Raw genomic sequence first — 14,010 nt, 5'->3', positions numbered from 1 at the left:
GGACACTTAACCAGTCGGTCACAGATCGTTCGTGATCACGCAACACCCCTGCGCCACAGTGGTGTGCATGACTGACCGCAGCCCCGCCTCCGCCCAGCGTCCCCACCGCCACCACTGGCGCCGTGACCTCGTCGAACTCGCCGCACTGTTCTGCGCCGTCGCCGTCGCCGACGCCATCGCCAATCTCGTCGTGCACGGCCCGAGGGGCCCGATCCTGCTGGTCACCTCGGCCGTCGCACTCCTGGTGACCGCCGCGTTCCACACCTGGTGGGCACGGCGCCACAGCCATGCGCCGCCGCCGGGGAGCACAGCGCCCAGTGATCCGACGCCGCTCCCGGCCGAGGCCTCCGGCCCGACCGCCACGGCGACCGCCGCCACCACCAGCCTGTGGCGGATGCGCACGACCGTACGGGACGAGCCCGGCTCCCTGGCGGCCGTCTGCACCGCCCTCGCCCGCAGCGGCGTCGACATCCTGACCCTGCAGACGCATCCGCTCCCCGAGGGCGGCACGGTCGACGAGTTCCTGCTGCGCGCCCCGCATCAGCTGCCCTCCGCCGACCTCTCCCGCGCCATCTCCCGGGCCGGCGGCCACAGCACCTGGATCGAGCGCGCCGACGCCCACGATCTCGTCGACACCCCGACCCGTGTCCTGGGCCTGGCCACCCGCACCGCCCTCGACGCCGCCGAGCTCCCGCTCGCCCTGCGCCAGCTGCTCGGCCGCTGCACCATCCACTCGATCCCGGCGACCACCCTTTCCGGCCGCCCCAACCTCGGCGCGGACGCACCCGTCGAGGGGGTCCTGGAGGCCACCGTCATGCGGCTGCGCGACCCCTCGGGCGGCGCGATCACCGTGGAGCGGCCCTACCTGCCCTTCACCCCGACCGAGTTCGCCCGGGCCCGCGCCCTGGTCGAGCTCGACGCCCGGCTCGGCCCCCGCGTCCCGCGCAGCCAGGACGTGCTGACCCTGCCCGAGGGCAACGAGATCACGGTGCGCCGCGCCGACGGCTCCGACCAGGCCGCGGCCCGCGCCATGCACGACCGCTGCTCCGAGCGCACCCTCGGGCTGCGCTACCACGGGCCCGTCGCCGACGCCGACCGCTACCTCGGCCACCTGCTGAGCCCCCGCTTCGGCCGCACCCTCGCCGCCACCACCGCCTCCGGGAAGCTCGTCGCCCTCGGCCACCTGCTGTGGGACGGCGACGAGACCGAGGTCGCCCTGCTCATCGAGGACGACTGGCAGCGCCGCGGCATCGGCTCCGAGCTGCTGCGCCGGCTCCTCTCGATGGCCGTCGAGGCCGGCTGCGACAGCGTGTACGCCGTCACCCAGGCCTCCAACACCGGCATGGTCGCCGCGATGCGCGGCCTCGGCCTCCCCCTCGACTACCAGATCGAGGAGGGCACCCTGGTGATCACCGCCCGGCTCGACGCCACCCCGGTCGGCTCGCGCCCGCCCTACGTACTTCCCCGCGACCTCCCCTACGAGCTCCCCCGCGAGCTGCCGCACGACCAGTGGGCCGCGCCGCGCCGCCCGCACTGAGCCGCCCGGCCCGGACCGGCCCGCGGACCTGCCGCGAGCCGCCGGGCCGGATCGTCGGAAGCCCGCGCGAACCGCCCGTAACCGGACGTCCGGCAACCGGACGGAGAGCGTCCGGGGACCTCCGGATCCGGCCAAACTCCGGGCGCCCGGAGCCCCGGCCGCCCCGCCCCGGGGGCGCTAACTCGCCTGCGCCGAACGCTGGTTGATCTCTCCCGGCACACACGGCGGGACCGGCCGCGGCCCACGTGGGCAGGCTGACGGCAATCTGTGATGACGGGAGCCCGTCTCACATACGAAGATGGCCGCATGTCAGAGATCCTCCAGAACGGCAGCGCCCCCCGACTGCCCCGCCAGGTGGCCGACGCGTACGTCGACGCCCTCATCGCCCTCGACCCGATCACGGGCACCTACCTCGGTGTCGCCGCGAGTTCCGGCAAGCTTCCGGACTTCTCGCCGGCGGGTCGCGCGGCCGTCGCCGAGCTGGCCCGCGACACGCTCGCCCGCCTCGACGCCGCCGAGGCGCTGCCGGGCGCCGACAGCGACGCCGAGCGCCGCTGTGCCCGTCTGCTGCGCGAGCGCCTCACCGCCGAGCTGGCGGTCCACGAGGCCGACGAGTACCTGTGCGCCGTCAGCAACATCCACGGGCCCGCGCACGAAGTCCGCGAGGTCTTCACCCTGACCCCCTCCGACACCGAGGAGGACTGGGCGGCGATCGCCGAGCGGCTGCGCGCCGTCCCGGCCGCCTTCGCCGGCTACCGCGAGAGCCTCCGGCTCGGCCTGGAGCGCGGCCTGTACGGCGGCCCGCGCGCCACCACCACCATGATCGGCCAGCTCGGCAACTGGGCCGGCCAGGACGGCGCCGACGCCGCGTTCTTCGAGGAGTTCGTCTCCGCCGGCCCCGACTCCCTGCGCCCGGAGCTGGACGCGGCAGCCGCCGGCGCCACCGCCGCCGTCGTCGAACTGCGCGACTGGATGAGCACGGTGTACGCCCCGGCCGTCGAGGGCAGGCCGGACACCGTGGGCCGCGAGCGCTACGCCCGCTGGTCCCGCTACTTCAACGGCACGGACCTGGACCTCGACGAGGCCTACGCCTACGGCTGGGCGGAGTACCACCGGCTGCTCGCCGAGATGAAGACCGAGGCGGCCAAGATCCTCCCGGGCGTCGGCCCCTGGGAGGCGCTGAAGCACCTGGACGAGCACGGCACCCACATCGAGGGCGTGGACGAGGTCCAGGCCTGGCTGCAGGGCCTGATGGACGAGGCCATCGAGAACCTCGACGGCACCCACTTCGAACTCGCCGAGCGGGTCCGCAAGGTGGAGTCCCGGATCGCCCCGCCCGGCGGGCCCGCGGCCCCGTACTACTCCTCCCCCTCGGAGGACTTCTCCCGGCCGGGCCGCACCTGGCTGCCCACCATGGGCCAGACCCGCTTCCCCGTCTACGACCTGGTCTCCACCTGGTACCACGAGGGCGTGCCGGGCCACCACCTGCAGCTCGCGCAGTGGACGCACGTGGCGGACCAGCTCTCCCGCTACCAGGCCACCGTCGGCTGGGTCAGCGCCAACTGCGAGGGCTGGGCCCTGTACGCGGAGCGGCTGATGGACGAGCTGGGCTACCTCAAGGACGCCGAGCAGCGCCTGGGTTACCTGGACTGCCAGATGATGCGCGCGGCGCGGGTCATCGTGGACATCGGCATGCACCTCGGGCTGCGGATCCCGGACGACTCGCCGTTCCACCCGGGCGAGAACTGGACGGTCGACCTGGCGCAGGAGTTCTTCGGCCTGCACAGCGGCCGGCCGGCGGACTTCATCGAGAGCGAGCTGACCCGCTACCTGTCCATGCCGGGACAGGCGATCGGCTACAAGCTCGGCGAGCGCGCCTGGCTGCTGGGCCGGGAGAACGCGCGCGCCGCGCACGGCGAGTCCTTCGACCTGAAGGCCTGGCACATGGCGGCGCTGTCGCAGGGCTCGCTGGGTCTGGACGACCTGGTGGACGAGCTGTCGAAGCTCTGACGGCGCGGCTGCCGCCGCCCGGTGAACGACTGACGGGCCGCTCCTTCCCCCCCGGGGGACGAGCGGCCCGTCCGCGTGGACCGGCACGTCAGCAGCCGCAGTCGTCCGAGTCGGTCGGCGCGGTCAGCGGGTCGGCCTCGGCGCGCTGCCGGCTGCCCTCCCAGGTCTCGACCTCGAAGCCCTCGCGGATCCAGTACTCGATGCCGCCGAGCATCTCCTTGACCTGGAAGCCGAGTTCGGCGAGGGCGAGGGCGGAGCGGGTGCCGCCGTTGCAGCCGGGGCCCCAGCAGTACGTCACCACGGGGATGTTCTTGTCCAGGAGCCGCTCGGCCTGCTCGGGGATGAGGGCCGTGGGCAGGTGGACGGCGCCGGGCACGTGCGCCTGGTCCCAGGAGGGGGTGGAGCGGGAATCGACGAGCTGGAAGCCCAGCTCGGCGCCCGTCTCGCGGTGCGTCTTGAAGGCGCTCGCGACGTCCGAGACGTCCGCGTGGAAGGCCAGGCTCGCGGCGAAGTACGCGGCGGCCGCGGCCGGGGAGGCCGGAGGCACCCGGAGCACGGGGTTGGCGGAGGCAGTGGCAGCGGCGGCGGTGCTGGTCGTCGTCATGGCAAGAAATCTACGATTTGTTGATCACTCCCGGAAGTGACTTTCCCCGGCCTTCTCGTTGTCGGACCGGGGATTCCCCTGCTAGACCTGCACCATGACCGACTATTCCCCTGACGCCACCGACTGGCGCATCCTCGAAGCACTCCAGCGGGACGGCCGCGCCAGTTTCACCGAGCTCGCCCGCACCGTGTCCATGTCCGCGAGCGCCGTCACCGAGCGGGTCCGCCGGCTGGAGGAGACCGGCATCATCACCGGCTACACGGCGGTGGTGGACCCGGAACGGCTCGGCAAGTCCATCCTCGCCCTGGTGCGGCTGCGCTACCCGCACGGCAACTACAAGCCCTTCCACGACTTCCTGGAAGCCACCCCGGAGATCCTGGAGGCCCACCACGTCACGGGCGACGACTGCTTCGTCCTCAAGGTCGCGACCCGCTCGATGTCGCACCTGGAGGAGGTCACGGGCCGGATCGCGGGGCTCGGTTCGGTGACGACGAGCATCGTCTACTCCTCTCCGCTGCCCCGCCGGCCCCTCAGTCCGTGAATGCCGCCGTCCGGTGGCGCACCACTGAGCCGCCGCGCTGCTTGACGATCTCCAGCTGGGCCTGGACCCGGGTCCGCAGGTCGGCGACGTGACTGACGATGCCGACGCTGCGGTCGCGCTCGCGCAGCGAGTCCAGTACGTCGAGCACCTCGTCCAGCGCCTGGTCGTCGAGACTGCCGAAGCCCTCGTCGATGAAGAGGGTGTCGAGGCGCATGCCGCCCGCCTCGTCGGTGACCACGTCGGCGAGGCCCAGCGCGAGGGCGAGCGAGGCGAAGAAGGTCTCGCCGCCGGACAGGGTGGCGGTGTCCCGCTCGCTGCCGGTCCAGGCGTCGACCACGTGCAGCCCGAGTCCGGAGCGCCCCCGTCCGCTCGCGCGCGCGTCGGAGTGGACCAGGGTGTAGCGGCCGCCCGACATGCGCAGCAGCCGTACCGTCGCGGCGGCTGCCACCTGCTCCAGCCGGGCGGCCAGCACGTAGGCCTCAAGGCGCATCTTGCGCTCGTTGTCGGCGGACGTGCCCGCGGTGAGTCCGGCCAGCCGGGCCACGCGGTCGTAGGCCTCCCGCAGCGGGCCGAGCGCGCGCAGTTCCTGCTCGGCCTGCCGTGAGAGCCGGTCCAGCTCCGCGCAGCGCACCCGGGCCGCGTCGGCGGCCGACCCCGCCGTACGGAGCTTCGCCGCGGCCCCGGCCGCGTACGCCTCGGCCCGCTCCGGTTCGGCCGGGGGCAGGGCTGCCGCTTCGGCGGCGCCGGTTTCGCCGCGGCGGTCCGCGAGGAGGGCCTCCTCCGTCTGCCAGGCGTCCAGCCGGTGTTGGAGCGCGGTGCGTTCGTACTCGGGGAGCACCGCGTCGGCGGCGGCCTCGATGGTGTCGAATCCGGCCTTGAAGGCAGCGTCGGCGAGCTGGTCGTCGGCTTCCTTCAGCCGGGTGGCGGTTGCCTCGGCGCGGCGCAGCGCTCCGGCGGCGCCCGAGACCATCCGGACCCGGTCCTCCAGGGTCCGGGCGCGGGCCGCGACGGTGGGCGCGCCGTCCCGTACGAGGGTCAGCTCGGCCTCCAGCGAGGCCTGTTCCCGGTCCAGGGCCTCGCGCCGGGAGGCCCTGGCGGCGGCCCGGGTCTCGGCGCCCTGGCGCTCGGTGCTGCGCGCGGCGTGCTCCCGTTCGGCGCGGGCGAGCCGTTCCCGGGCGGTGTGCAGTCCGGCGGCCGCGGCGTGGGCGGCGGCGTGCCGGGCACTCAGGTCCGCGGTCAGGGCGAGGAGTTCATCGGTGGTGGCGTCCCCGGCGGCGGCCGCGGCCTCGTCGCGGGCCTCCCCGGCGGCGGCGAGCCGGCGGTCGGCGGCGGCCCTGGCCCGCTCGGCCCGTTCGAAGAGGCCGTGGGCCGCGTCCTCGGCGGCGCGGTCCACGTGGCCGGGTGCCGGCCGGGCCGGAGCCGGGTGCTCCGCGGACCCGCACACGGTGCAGGCCTCCCCCGCCACCAGGGCCTCGGCGAGTTCTGCGGCGATCCCGCGCAGCCGGGCCTCCTTGAGCTCCAGCCAGCGCTCCCGGGCGGCGGCCGACTCCTCGCGCAGGGTGAGCAGTTCGCCCTCGGCGCGGTCCGCTTCCGCCGCGAACTCGTCCCTGCGGCGGGCGGCGTTCAGGTGCATCCGGGCGGGTTCCAGCCGGCCCGCGAGCTGCTCGGCCAGCGTCGCGGCCTGCTGGGCTGCGTCCACGCGCTCCTGCAGGGCGGTCCGGGTCGCCTCCCAGCGCTCCAGCCACTCGGCGGTCTCCTGGTGCTGCTCCTCGGCTGCCCGGGACTCCCGTTCCAGGTCGGCCCGCTCACGGCCGATCTCGGCGCTGCGCTGCTCGGCCCGGTGGGCGGCCCCGAGCGCGCCCAGGTCCTCGCGCAGCCGCTGTTCCACGGCGGCCAGTTGCTCGGTGCCCGCCTCCTTCAGCTGCGGCGGGAGCTCCGCGCGGGCAGCGGCCTCCGCGTGCGCGGCGGTGAGGTGCGCTGCGGAGGCGGCGCCGCGCAGTTCCAGGGCGGGGGCCACCAGGGCGCCGCGCCGGGCCCGGTCCAGTAGGCCGCGCACGCGCTCCCGCTCGGGCTCCGCCTCGGCGAGCAGGGCGGCCCGGCGGGTGGTCTCCGCGTGCCGGCGCTGCAGCCGGTCGAGCTCGCGCGCGTCCTCGGCGGCCCGCCGGGCGGCGTGGTGCCGGCTCTCGACGGCGGCGAGCGCGTACTCGGCGACGTCCTGCCGCTCCCGGGCCGAGCACCGGGCGACGGCCGCCCAGGCGCGGACCGCCGGGGCGAGCCCGGGGTCTCCCGGCTGGTGTCCGGGCAGCGGCCAGGCCCGCAGGTCGGCGCTGTCCCCGGCGGCCTGGGCGAGCCGCTGCGCGGTGTGCAGCACCTTCTCGTCGCCGGCCCGGACCCTGGCCTCGGCGGCCCGGCGGCGCTCGCCGAGCAGGGTCTCGACGGCGGCGAAGCGGCGGGTGTCGAAGAGCCGGCCGAGGAGCCGGCCGCGGGCCGCCTCGTCGGCGCGCAGGAACTTCGCGAACTCCCCCTGCGGCAGGAGCACGACCTGGCAGAACTGCTCGCGGCTCATGCCGAGGAGCTGCTCGATCTCCTCGCCGATCTCCTGGTGGGAGCGGCTGAGCGGCTGCCAGTCCTCGCCGGTGTGCTCGCGCAGCCGGCTCTGGGCCTTGTCCTTGGTGGTGCCGGTGCCGCGCTTCTTGGGGCGCTCCTGTTCGGGGCGCCGGGTGATCTCCAGTCGGCGGCCGCCGGCGGTGAGTTCGAGGGTGACCTCGGTCGGGGTCCCGGCGGACGCGTGGTCGCTGCGCAGGCTGGTGCCGGGGGCCTGGCGGGGGCCGGGCACGGAGCCGTAGAGGGCGTAGCAGACGGCGTCGAGCACGGAGGTCTTCCCCGCTCCGGTGGGGCCGTGCAGCAGGAAGATCCCGGCGCCGGACAGGGCGTCGAAGTCGATCTCCTGGGGCTCGGCGAAGGGCCCGAAGGCGGTCACGGCGAGCCGGTGCAGCCTCATCGGTGGGTCTCCTGGCGGCTGTCGTCGGCCCGTACGTCGTCGAAGGCGCCCTGGAGGACGGCCCGTTCGGCCTCGTCCGCCCGTCCGCCGCCGCGTACGTGGGCGACGAAGTCCTCGGCGATCTCCTGGTCGCTGCGGCCCCGCAGCCGCTGGGCGTAGGAGGAGCCGGCCTCCTCCTCACGGCCCTCGGGGTCGAAGGCGAGGCTGAGGGTGTGCGGGAAACGGGCGGCGAGCCGGGCCATGGGGTCGTCGGGGCGGACCGGGTCGGTGAGGGTGGCCTCGACCCAGGCGTCCTCGTGCACCGCGTACGCCGGCTGCGCCAGCAGGTCGTCGAGGCGTCCGCGCAGCCGGGCGAGGGCGCGCGGTACGGGGGTGTCGATCCGCTCGGCGCCGGCGATCTCCCCTTCCGCGCCCAGTTCGATCAGCCACATGGTCTTGCGGTGGTCGGCTTCCGAGAAGGAGTAGGCGAGCGGGGAACCGGAGTAGCGGACCCGTTCGTTGATGGTCTGGCAGCCGTGGAGGTGGCCGAGGGCGGCGTAGTCCACCCCGTCGAAGACTGAGGCGGGCACGGCCTCGACCCCGCCGACGGTGATGTCGCGCTCGCTGTCGCTGGCCTGCCCGCCGGTGACGAAGGCGTGTGCCAGGACGACGGAGCGGGTGCCGGGCGGGCGGGTGGCCAGGTCGGCCCGGACCCGGTCCATGGCCGCGCCCAGTACCGCCTCGTGGCTCACCTTCTCCGCACGGAACTCGTCCTTGACCAGGGCCGGTTCCAGGTAGGGCAGCCCGTACAGCGCCACCTCGCCGTGTACGTCGGCCAGGACGACGGGGTCGGCGCAGCCGGCCGGGTCGGTGCGCAGGTGTATCCCGGCCCGGTCGATCAGTCCGGCGCCGACGCCGAGCCGGCGTGCCGAGTCGTGGTTGCCGGAGATCATGACGGTGGGCACGCCGAGGTCGGCGAGCCGGTGCAGGGCCCGGTCGTACAGATCGACGGCGGGCAGCGGGGGCACGGCCCGGTCGTAGACGTCACCGGCGACGAGGACGGCGTCGACCTCGCGCTCGCGGACGGTCGCGACGAGGTGGTCGACGAAGGCGGCCTGGGCGCCGAGCAGGTTCACCCGGTGGAAGGCCCGGCCGAGGTGCCAGTCCGAGGTGTGCAGGAACTTCACTCGCCGGCCCCGCCGCGCATGCCGTCTCCCCCTGGTCGTCTCCCGCTCGCTGAACCCCTCTACGCTAACCCGTCCCCGGGGTCGCTCAGGGCGCGTACGTCTCTCCGCCGAGGGTGAGGCCGGCGGTGCCCGCGGTGCTGTCGGCGAGCCAGGCCTCGAAGGCCGGCAGATCCGCTTCCGGGAGGGCGACCTCGATCTCCACCGCGGAGCCGTAGCGCAGGTCGACCACGGTCCGGCCGGTGGCGCGCAGATCGTTCTGCGTCTTGCCGGCCCGCTGGTGGTCGACGGTGACGGTGGCCAGCCGGTAGCGGCGCCGGGTGACGGTGCCGAGCTCGTCGAGCGCCTCGCCGACGACTCCGCCGTAGGCCCTGATCAGACCGCCGGCGCCGAGCTTGACGCCGCCGTAGTAGCGGGTGACCACGGCGACGGCGTAACGGATGTCGCGGCGCATGAGCATCTGCAGCATCGGCACCCCGGCGGTGCCGCCGGGCTCGCCGTCGTCGCTGGCCTTCTGGACCGAGGCGTCGGCGCCGACCACGTAGGCGAAGCAGTTGTGCGTGGCGGTGGGGTGCTCCTTGCGGATGCGCGCGACGAACCCCTGCGCCTCCTGCTCGGTCGCGGCGGGCGCGAGCGAGCACAGGAAGCGCGAGCGGTTGATCTCGGACTCGTGCACGCCCTCGCGGGCCACCGTCACGTACTGGTCTGCCTTCACCGCTCCACCCTACGGGGAATCGGACATGCGTCCTTTCGGTTGACCAGGCTGAACGGCAACCCCAGCAGCCCTGAACGACGGACGAGAACCACAGGAGGCGGCGCCCGTGTACGGCGACCCGGCAACCATCCGCAAGATCCTCACCGAGCTCGGCGACACCTGGGCCGTGGTGGGCCTCTCGAACAACCAGGACCGGGCGGCCTACGGGGTGGCCCGCGTGCTCCAGCGGTTCGGGAAGCGCGTGATCCCCGTACACCCCAAGGCCGAGACGGTGCACGGCGAGCGCGGGTATGCCTCGCTGGAGGAGATCCCGTTCAAGGTGGACGTGGTGGACGTGTTCGTGAACAGCGAGCTGGCCGGCCCGGTGGCCGACCAGGCGGCCGCCGCCGGCGCCGATGCCGTCTGGTTCCAGCTCGGCGTGATCGACGAGGCCGCTTTCGACCGCACCCGCGCGGCCGGGCTGACCATGGTCATGGACCGCTGCCCGGCGATCGAGATCCCCGCGCTCTAGCCCCCTGCCGGACGGACGGGCGGGATGGAGACGGCCATCGTCATCTCCATCGGCCCGGGCCCCTCGTTGTGGTAGGCGTGCGGCAGGTTCGCCTCGAACGAGACGGCCCCGCCCGCCGGGACCGCGTACCGCTCGCCGTCCACCTCGAGGGTCAGCTCTCCCTCCGTGACGTGCAGCATCTCGAAGGTGCCGGCCGGGTGGGGGTCCGAGGCGGTCCCGTCGCCGGGCTCCAGTCGGTAGATCCACATCTCCACCGGCCCGCGCCTGTCGTCGCCGAGCAGCATGCTCGCACCGCTGCCCGCCGGGGACGACCACATGCGCACCCCCTGACCGGGCAGCACCACATGCACCTGCGGGGTGCGGTCGTGGTCCAGCAGCGTGGTGATGCTGACTCCGAGGGCGTCGGCCAGCTTGACCGTGGTCCCGACGCTGGGATTCGTACGGGCCTGCTCGATCTGGATGATCATCCCGCGGCTCACCCCCGCCCGGGCCGCCAGCCCCTCCAGGGTGAAGCCGCGCTCCCCGCGCCACCGCTTGAGGTTGCGGGCGAGCGCCTGGGTGAGCTCTTCGAGATCGGACACGGACTGCCCACTCCATTTCGTCCAATATCTTGGATGACGCAGTCCAATGGACTGAACTATCATCGCGGTGTCATCAATGCTGCACTCCACCGTTCACCGCACTGTACTGCGAGGCCCCGCATGACCGCCCTCTTCGCCCTGGCCACAGCCGTGCTGTGGGGTCTCGCCGACTTCGGCGGCGGGCTGCTGACCCGCCGGATACCGGCGCTCACGGTGGTCGTCGTCTCGCAGATCGTCGCGGTCCTCGTGCTCGGCGCGGTGGTCCTCGGCACCGGCGCCTGGCGGGAGGCCGGACCGCAGCTGTGGTTCGCGGTCGGCGCGGGCCTGGTCGGCCCGGTCGCGATGCTCAGCTTCTACAAGGCGCTGGCCCTCGGCCCGATGGGCGTGGTCTCGCCGCTGGGCTCCCTCGGGGTGGTCGTGCCCGTCACCGCGGGCCTGGTCCTGGGCGAGCGGCCCGGCCTCGGCCAGTTCGCGGGCATCGCGGTGGCCGTCGTCGGCATCGTCCTCGCGGGCGGCCCGGAGCTGCGCGGCGCGCCCGTCCAGCGGCAGGCCGTCGTCCTGACCCTGGTCGCGGCCTTCGGGTTCGGCGCGGTGATGGCCCTGATCGCGGAGGCGTCCACCACCCTCACCGGGCTGTTCCTCGCGCTGTTCGTCCAGCGGGTGACCAATGTCGCCGTGGGCGGCGCCGCCCTGTGGGCCCGGTCCCGGCGCGGCGTCCCGGCCCTGCCGACGGGCACCGGCCCGCGGATCCTGTGGGGGCTGCTGCCCGCGCTGGCCTTCGTCGGCCTCGCGGACGTCGCGGCGAACGGCACCTACTCCATCGCCGCCCAGAGCGGCCCGGTCACCATGGCCGCCGTACTGTCCTCGCTCTACCCGGTGGTCACCGCGCTCGCCGCCTTCGCCGTGCTCAAGGAGCGGCTGCGCGGCATCCAGGCGGCGGGCGCCGGCCTGGCCCTGGCGGGAACGGTTCTCCTGGCCGCGGGCTGACCGGCCGCAGACACCTCTACGCCTGCTCCGCCTCCGCCAGCTCGGCCAGCCCGCGCAGTTGCTCCGGGGTCATCCCGTCCGGGATCGGCACCGGCGCCGGCGTGCGCAGCGGCGGCTGCCAGCCCGTCTCCGGCTCCCAGCGCCGTACGATGCGCGCCGGCGCCCCCGCCACCACGGCATGGTCCGGCACCTCGCCCCGTACGACGGCCCCCGCGGCCACCACCACGTTGCGGCCGAGCCGCGCGCCCGGCAGGATCACCGCGCCGGTGCCGAGCCAGCACCCCGGGCCGATCTCCACCGGCGCGCTGCGCGGCCACTGCCGGCCGACGGGCTGGTGCGGGTCGTCGTAGCTGTGGTTCGTGGACGTGATGTAGACCCCGGGACCGCAGAAGGTGTTCGCCCCGATCGTGATCCGGGCGTCGGCGATGACATGGCTGCCCCGGCCGATGACGACCCCGTCGCCGAGCACGAGCATCGGCTCCTTGCCCAGGTCGAGGTCCGGCATCATGCCGGCGGTGAGGGTGACCTGCTCGCCGATGATGCAGTGGCCGCCGAGGCGGATCCACTGCTCGCCGAAGACCGTGCCCTGCGGGAAGGCGAGCCGGGTGCCGTCCCCGATCGCACCGAACCGCAGCCGGCCCGGGGTCTGCGCGGTCACCGCGCCGGCCTGCTGCATCCAGCGCCAGCCGGTGTGGACCGCGCGGCTCGCCAGCCGGCGGCGCAGGGCCGTCAGAGATGAGAACGTGTTCTGGTTCTTCGGCACCCGGCCACGTTAATGCGCCCGGCGCCGGTCGTCCGGACCACCATCCTGTGATCTTCACCCCATCGCGGGTGCGGCGGGCCGCGTGCCCTACGGTGCCGTTAGCGCGGCACCCGGACGACAGACAGACGGCAGAGGAAGAGAACATGAGCCACCAGGCGGCCCAGGCACTCGTGGCGGGTGTCGGCGGCAAGAACCCGGACATCGACCCGACGGCCTTCACCGCGCCCACCTCGGTCGTGGTCGGCGACGTCACCCTCGCCGCCGGCGCGAGCCTCTGGTACTCGGCGGTGCTGCGCGCCGACTGCGGCCCGATCACGCTCGGCGCCGACAGCAACGTGCAGGACAACTGCACGATCCACGTGGACCCGGGCTTCCCGGTCTCGATCGGCGAGCGCGTCTCCATCGGCCACAACGCCGTCGTGCACGGCTGCACCGTCGAGGACGACTGCCTGATCGGCATGGGCGCGACCGTGCTGAACGGCGCGGTCATCGGCGCCGGTTCGCTGGTCGCCGCGCAGGCTCTGGTCCCGCAGGGCATGGTGGTCCCGCCCGGCTCGCTGGTCGCGGGCGTGCCCGCCAAGGTGCGCCGCGAGCTGACCGACGAGGAGCGCGAGGGCATCAAGGTCAACGCCCTGATGTACGTGGAGCTGGCCGAGCAGCACCGCGCCTCGGTCACCGTGGAGGGCTAACGGGCTTCCCACGCGATCCGGAGTGCGGACAGGACGGCCGCGTACTCCGGGTCGCGGTCGCGCCAGCCGCGCTCGATGCCGTCGGCGTTGCGCTTGCGCCCCGCCATCGCGCCGAGCACGGTCTGCCTCGTGACCGCGGCGCCGCGCGCCAGCGGGTGGTAGTGGTCTTCCCGGCCCTCGCCGGACCAGTCGGGCGGCTCGCCTTCCTGTCGCGCCGACGTCACTCGCCGACCGTCGCCCGGGCCTCCGACTGCGCGGGGATCCCGGCCCCGGCCGCGCCCGCCTCGGCGGCCGCCTTCTTCATCCGGCTGCGCATCACCAGGGTCACCGCCAGCCCGAACAGCACGGCGAGAGCCAGGGCCAGCCAGGAGAACCGCTTCAGCCATGGCTCCGCGACGATCCCGACCGAGTAGATGACGGCCGTGGTGCCGCCCGCCCAGAGGATCCCGCCGAGGACGTTGGCGACGAGGAAGCGCCAGTACGGCATGTGCAGCACGCCCGCCAGCGGTCCGGCGAAGATCCGCAGCAGCGCCACGAACCGCCCGAAGAAGACGGCCCACATGCCCCACTTCTCGAAGGAGCGTTCCGCCAGGGCCACCTGCTGCGGCCCGAAGTGCTTGGGGAAGCGCCGGCCCAGCTTCTCCAGCAGCGGCTTGCCTCCCCGGCGGCCGATCGCGTAGCCGATCGAGTCACCCACGATCGCCCCGGTGATCGCGCAGATCCCGAGCACCACGGGGTCGATCTCCCCGTGCTGCGAGGCCAGCAGCGCCGAGCTGACCAGGATGATCTCGCCCGGCAGCGGAATGCCGAGGCTCTCCAGCCCGATGACCAGACCCACCAGGAGATAGATGCTGACCGCCGGAATCGTCTCCAGCCATTCCTGGATGTGCACCGGTACGTCCTCCCGT

At 74.0% G+C, this 14,010-nt stretch carries 14 protein-coding genes; 6 read left to right on the top strand and 8 right to left on the bottom strand.

Features of this window, described 5'->3' with window-relative positions; all coding sequences use genetic code 11:
• Positions 1-67 precede the first annotated feature (67 nt).
• Entirely contained in the window at positions 68-1,537 is a 1,470-nt protein-coding gene (locus RIU97_RS33630; protein ID WP_404961273.1) for a GNAT family N-acetyltransferase, read from the top strand.
• A 306-nt stretch (positions 1,538-1,843) separates the two neighbouring features.
• Entirely contained in the window at positions 1,844-3,547 is a 1,704-nt protein-coding gene (locus tag RIU97_RS33625) for a DUF885 domain-containing protein (RefSeq protein ID WP_404961272.1), read from the top strand.
• Between the two features lie 88 nt (positions 3,548-3,635).
• Here RIU97_RS33625 and RIU97_RS33620 read toward each other — a convergent pair whose 3' ends face one another.
• Positions 3,636-4,151, bottom strand: a complete 516-nt coding sequence (locus tag RIU97_RS33620; protein ID WP_404961271.1) for a rhodanese-like domain-containing protein — start codon at positions 4,149-4,151, stop codon at positions 3,636-3,638.
• A 94-nt stretch (positions 4,152-4,245) separates the two neighbouring features.
• On the opposite strand from RIU97_RS33620, the gene RIU97_RS33615 reads away from it, so the two are divergent.
• Positions 4,246-4,692, top strand: coding sequence for an Lrp/AsnC family transcriptional regulator (locus RIU97_RS33615; protein WP_404961270.1), 447 nt, complete (start codon positions 4,246-4,248; stop codon positions 4,690-4,692).
• Here the strand turns inward: RIU97_RS33615 and RIU97_RS33610 are convergent.
• The 3 genes from RIU97_RS33610 to RIU97_RS33600 form a co-directional block, all read right to left on the bottom strand.
• Positions 4,682-7,693 carry an AAA family ATPase gene (locus RIU97_RS33610; RefSeq protein WP_404961269.1) on the bottom strand — a complete coding sequence of 1,004 codons (3,012 nt, stop codon included), beginning with the start codon at positions 7,691-7,693 and terminating at the stop codon, positions 4,682-4,684. The two genes, RIU97_RS33615 and RIU97_RS33610, sit on opposite strands and share 11 nt — an antisense overlap.
• Complete coding sequence (locus RIU97_RS33605; RefSeq protein WP_404961268.1) at positions 7,690-8,859, bottom strand: exonuclease SbcCD subunit D; 1,170 nt, start codon at positions 8,857-8,859, stop codon at positions 7,690-7,692. The genes RIU97_RS33610 and RIU97_RS33605 overlap by 4 nt, the downstream gene beginning before the upstream one ends.
• An 85-nt stretch (positions 8,860-8,944) precedes the next feature.
• The gene (locus RIU97_RS33600; protein WP_404961267.1) at positions 8,945-9,571 is read right to left on the bottom strand and encodes a YigZ family protein; all 627 of its coding nucleotides are present in this window, start codon (positions 9,569-9,571) and stop codon (positions 8,945-8,947) included.
• A gap of 106 nt (positions 9,572-9,677) precedes the next feature.
• Between RIU97_RS33600 and RIU97_RS33595 the strand changes: the two genes are divergently transcribed.
• A complete protein-coding gene (locus RIU97_RS33595) occupies positions 9,678-10,082 on the top strand; it encodes a CoA-binding protein (RefSeq protein WP_404961266.1) in 405 nt (134 codons plus the stop codon).
• On the opposite strand, the gene RIU97_RS33590 is transcribed toward RIU97_RS33595, so the two are convergent.
• Positions 10,079-10,663: a helix-turn-helix domain-containing protein gene (locus tag RIU97_RS33590; protein ID WP_404961265.1), complete on the bottom strand. Its 585-nt coding sequence runs from the start codon at positions 10,661-10,663 to the stop codon at positions 10,079-10,081. The genes RIU97_RS33595 and RIU97_RS33590 overlap by 4 nt on opposite strands.
• A gap of 120 nt (positions 10,664-10,783) precedes the next feature.
• Here RIU97_RS33590 and RIU97_RS33585 point away from each other — a divergent pair, with 120 nt between their 5' ends.
• A complete protein-coding gene (locus RIU97_RS33585; RefSeq protein ID WP_404961264.1) occupies positions 10,784-11,650 on the top strand; it encodes an EamA family transporter in 867 nt (288 codons plus the stop codon).
• Positions 11,651-11,666: 16 nt separating this feature from the next.
• Here RIU97_RS33585 and RIU97_RS33580 read toward each other — a convergent pair whose 3' ends face one another.
• Positions 11,667-12,413, bottom strand: a complete 747-nt coding sequence (locus RIU97_RS33580) for an acyltransferase (RefSeq protein WP_404961263.1) — start codon at positions 12,411-12,413, stop codon at positions 11,667-11,669.
• Between the two features lie 143 nt (positions 12,414-12,556).
• Between RIU97_RS33580 and RIU97_RS33575 the strand changes: the two genes are divergently transcribed.
• A complete protein-coding gene (locus tag RIU97_RS33575) occupies positions 12,557-13,102 on the top strand; it encodes a gamma carbonic anhydrase family protein (protein WP_404961262.1) in 546 nt (181 codons plus the stop codon).
• Here RIU97_RS33575 and RIU97_RS33570 read toward each other — a convergent pair.
• Together RIU97_RS33570 and RIU97_RS33565 are read right to left on the bottom strand one after the other, a co-directional pair.
• Entirely contained in the window at positions 13,099-13,326 is a 228-nt protein-coding gene (locus RIU97_RS33570; protein ID WP_404961261.1) for a hypothetical protein, read from the bottom strand. The genes RIU97_RS33575 and RIU97_RS33570 overlap by 4 nt on opposite strands.
• Positions 13,323-13,994 carry a DedA family protein gene (locus tag RIU97_RS33565; protein ID WP_404961260.1) on the bottom strand — a complete coding sequence of 224 codons (672 nt, stop codon included), beginning with the start codon at positions 13,992-13,994 and terminating at the stop codon, positions 13,323-13,325. The genes RIU97_RS33570 and RIU97_RS33565 overlap by 4 nt, the downstream gene beginning before the upstream one ends.
• Positions 13,995-14,010 lie beyond the last annotated feature (16 nt).

The sequence above is a fragment of the Streptomyces sp. 147326 genome (assembly GCF_045000215.1).
Classification (GTDB): domain Bacteria; phylum Actinomycetota; class Actinomycetes; order Streptomycetales; family Streptomycetaceae; genus Streptomyces.
The sequence above is the reverse complement of the archived record's forward strand: the minus strand, read 5'-3'. Positions and strand labels throughout refer to the sequence as shown.

Excerpts from the sequence above, each read along its gene's own strand:
- RIU97_RS33630 (WP_404961273.1), top strand. The coding sequence starts at position 68 with ATGACTGACCGCAGCCCCGCCTCCGCCCAGCGTCCCCACCGCCACCAC.
- RIU97_RS33625 (WP_404961272.1), top strand. The coding sequence starts at position 1,844 with ATGTCAGAGATCCTCCAGAACGGCAGCGCCCCCCGACTGCCCCGCCAG.
- RIU97_RS33620 (WP_404961271.1), bottom strand. The coding sequence starts at position 4,151 with ATGACGACGACCAGCACCGCCGCCGCTGCCACTGCCTCCGCCAACCCC.
- RIU97_RS33615 (WP_404961270.1), top strand. The coding sequence starts at position 4,246 with ATGACCGACTATTCCCCTGACGCCACCGACTGGCGCATCCTCGAAGCA.
- RIU97_RS33610 (WP_404961269.1), bottom strand. The coding sequence starts at position 7,693 with ATGAGGCTGCACCGGCTCGCCGTGACCGCCTTCGGGCCCTTCGCCGAG.
- RIU97_RS33585 (WP_404961264.1), top strand. The coding sequence starts at position 10,784 with ATGACCGCCCTCTTCGCCCTGGCCACAGCCGTGCTGTGGGGTCTCGCC.
- RIU97_RS33575 (WP_404961262.1), top strand. The coding sequence starts at position 12,557 with ATGAGCCACCAGGCGGCCCAGGCACTCGTGGCGGGTGTCGGCGGCAAG.